Here is a 3,353-nt window from a genome sequence, read left to right as displayed (position 1 = left end):
AACCTCCTCTGTTTTATACGAGTATCTCATATTTTTTACGTTTTGTAAAGTATTGCGTAGACACGCTCTAAGGTAATCTTCCTTCGATAATCTTTTTAAGATCTCGTTGATTTCCTCGTACTCTTTTTGGATCAAACATAGATCTTCTACCCTCTGTTTTATTTCTTCTTTGACCTCTTCCTTTTGATCAAGGTAAAGCTCAAAGAACTGCTCCATAAAATACAAATTGTACTGCTTCTTTCCACAATTGTTCTTCAGTTTTTCGTACAAAAAATCATCCACATAGGCATGAAATTCCTTCACAGGTCTCTTCTCTTTTTTTGCCATAACATCCACTCCTGATTTTTTTTCTTAAAGCAAGATAGGTTTTTTGATTTATAGGGACAAACTACAGGGACAAGCTGTAGGGACAAACCATAGGGACAAGGTTTAAATTGTCAGAAAATTTATCGATTCTCAATGCTGTGCAAGATTGGTAACCCTTGTCCCTGATCCTTCGATTTCCTCCGGAAATCGAAGAATCGGACCAAGCATTACCTCTTGCAAGGGAACTCCCTTGAACCCTATCGAGAATCTTGCGATTCTATAAAAAGCCTAAGACACTCTTCGAGTTTTTTTAATGTCGCCTTGCTCTTTGAGAGCTGATATTTTTCAATCAACGCATCCACTTCTAAGAGAAAAAGAAACGAGGGAAAGGAGATACGTTTTTCTTCCAAAACGGAAACATACGGCTCGAAAAATTGATGTTTCACATTCGAAATTTCTTCCTGAAGAAGGAAATGTTCCTCTTCTTTTTTTGTAATTTGTTTCATCGTTTCTTGTCCTTCTTCATCGGTTATTTTTTGATTTGTCTCTTCATTTTTGATTACGAAATCTGCAAAATCGACCTTCATTTTTTGAAGTTCTTCATCGATTTTTTTTATTTCCGTTTGTAAAAAATGAAGATGTTTTTCCAATTCATTATGTTTCTTTTTATCAAAATTTATTTCCATAAAGCCATCCTCTTTCTTAATGATTTATTCGAAAAAGAAGAAAAAAGATTTCCTTTTTCAAATAAACCTTTTTTGATTTTTTACCAAAGAAAAAGCAAACCGGATCCTCCAAATTTGAAAATCCGATTTGCTTTTTTCCTTTCTTTTTTTTATGCAGAGAGATTATTTTGTATCCGAAAATAAAATTTTTTCCTCATTTAATCCACTCGATATTTTTCATTTTCAAGCAGTTCTTTTATAAAGTCGTCATACTTTTTTTCTTCGTTTTTGGTTGCTTCTTCGAGACAATAAATAAGTTCTTCTTTGTCGATATAACTTCCTTGATTGATCACATCACTAAGAAGAAGATCGCAAAAATCTCCTTCGAAAATAAGCTCTTCTTCGTTTAAGGTATCCTCGACCACAAGCTCTCTGGGGCAAGTATTCTTTAAATAAAAATAGAATTGTTCTCCTAATTTTTTTTCATACTCACTCATATCTTCGAGCATAGCTTGGACTTCTTTTGGCAATTCTTTTGCAGAAAACACCATCATTTCTCTCATCCTTTCTTTAGAGTTTCATAGAAAATAATTGTGCTTGTTCTTTGTGCTCTACCTTCATACTATCATATAATTTTTCCAGATCCAAGTGATACCGATCCGAAAGGTTTAAAAGGGTAGATCTTACTTCTCCGGGAGGAACTCGGTAGAGACCGTTTAACATATTCTTTGCATAGGTCTCTTTGTTTTCTTGGAAGTTTCTCTTCGAAGGCGAATCGAAAAAAAGCTCTCCGTCTTTGAGACAAAAAAGTTCTGTGTGTTGATTTTTTTCAAATAATTCTTTGGCCTTCTCATAAACTTTTTCGATCCCACTTTGTTTAAAATCGGCAGAAGCGATCAGGCGATCCGGTTTATTATCCTGATTAAATACGCAGGCATAAATTTTTCCGATCTCGACTTTTTCCGTTTCCGGATTGTAATCTGCAACCTCTTTTAAGACCATATTTTTTTTGAAAAACTCCGACATTTTTTCTTCACAGGATTGAATATTTTTTAAGATATCGATGCTGCTGAACTCTCGATCGTTGACATTTTGATCGAGAAGTTCAAAGATCGACTCCCCATAGGTTTGGATGTATAACGGGGAATCGACCTTTGATACGATCCCATATTTTTGCAAGGCAAGGTAAGAGGAAGTCTCGGCTTCAAATTCACAGATTGTATCATTTCGGTCCTTGAGATCTTTGTGCAAAATGCAATGTGCATACTCATGGAACAACGTTTTTAGTTTGCTCTCCGGAGTATCATACATATTCAAAACGATCCGATCTTCTGCGTTGGTATATCCTTTTTTCCCGATGCGAAGATCCGGATTGGACAGGTTCTCCACATCCACTTGATACCCCTCTCTTCGAAGAGCATTGACCATCGAGATCAACGTTCGATCCGGATCAAGCTTCGAGTTCTCTGAAAGAAGATCTTTTTCTTTATGCAAAATGCGAGGATAGTCCTTTTTTTGTGCGTTCGTCTGAGTGATATCGTACACCGGCACGGTTTTAAATTCCCTTTTTGTATAAAGCTTTATCTTCTTTTTTTCAATCAGCTCCTTCTCTTTTTCCGTTGCCAAAGAGAGGGATTTGGGGTTGTTCTTCTCATCAAAAAAGTATTGCTTGATGACAGGAGCAAACACGTTCAATGCCTTATGAATCTCCTCCTTTCTGATCGACAAACCGTCCTTTCGAAAGGCTCCCCTGGAGCGTACAAATTGAGCATCCGGATTCTGCTGATGTAAAAACAGAAGGTTGTGAAGGGTATAGTTGTTAAATTTTTTTGCGAACTCTGTGTATTCTTTTAATAGAACAGGATCACAAAGAATCGCACGAGCCTGCTCTTTGATCTTCTCAAAGTGTTCCTTCATCTGTGCCTGTTCCATTTGATACTTTTTTTCTTTGATATCCTCATTCCAATCCTTTTTCTCCGGAAGGAGCACTTCAACGGGAACTTCATTGATTGCCTGTTGCAAGTTCCAATGCAGACTTCGTGTAATAGCTGTTTGTGATCACCATCGCTCGATTACACGAATATACCTTCATAGAAGCAACTGCTTCTTGGATCGCCTTGATTCCAACTTTATTGCGATATCGTTTTGCTTGTACCGCAATGGTTTCTCCGTTTTTCGAAATGATAAGATCTGCTCCGTAATCGTGGCTTTTTTTTTCATTTTTACAGTATAGCCTTTTGATTGAAAGATGACTCTGATACTATTATTCCTTTGAATAATGGATATCAACGATTTACACTCCATAGAAGAGAATGTATATGCTAATCTAAAAATGGTCCACAAACAACAAAAAATCTCTTTGAAAACCGGTCCAATCAATCA

At 36.4% G+C, this 3,353-nt stretch carries 5 protein-coding genes; all 5 read right to left on the bottom strand.

What is annotated here, in order from left to right:
* A partial coding sequence (locus ACFO4R_RS00025) for a hypothetical protein (RefSeq protein WP_379786889.1) occupies positions 1-327 on the bottom strand: 327 nt, incomplete at its 3' end.
* A 236-nt stretch (positions 328-563) separates the two neighbouring features.
* Entirely contained in the window at positions 564-992 is a 429-nt protein-coding gene (locus ACFO4R_RS00020) for a hypothetical protein (protein ID WP_379786888.1), read from the bottom strand.
* A gap of 197 nt (positions 993-1,189) precedes the next feature.
* On the bottom strand, positions 1,190-1,525 hold the full coding sequence (locus ACFO4R_RS00015; protein WP_379786887.1) for a hypothetical protein: 336 nt from the start codon (positions 1,523-1,525) through the stop codon (positions 1,190-1,192).
* A 16-nt stretch (positions 1,526-1,541) separates the two neighbouring features.
* A complete protein-coding gene (locus ACFO4R_RS00010) occupies positions 1,542-2,993 on the bottom strand; it encodes an ImmA/IrrE family metallo-endopeptidase (RefSeq protein WP_379786886.1) in 1,452 nt (483 codons plus the stop codon).
* Positions 2,974-3,213, bottom strand: a complete 240-nt coding sequence (locus tag ACFO4R_RS00005) for a restriction endonuclease (RefSeq protein ID WP_379786890.1) — start codon at positions 3,211-3,213, stop codon at positions 2,974-2,976. The genes ACFO4R_RS00010 and ACFO4R_RS00005 overlap by 20 nt, the downstream gene beginning before the upstream one ends.
* Positions 3,214-3,353: the final 140 nt, after the last annotated feature.

This window comes from Filifactor villosus (assembly GCF_042652965.1).
In the GTDB taxonomy this organism is placed as follows: Bacteria; Bacillota; Clostridia; order Peptostreptococcales; family Filifactoraceae; genus Filifactor; species Filifactor villosus.
The sequence above is the reverse complement of the archived record's forward strand: the minus strand, read 5'-3'. Positions and strand labels throughout refer to the sequence as shown.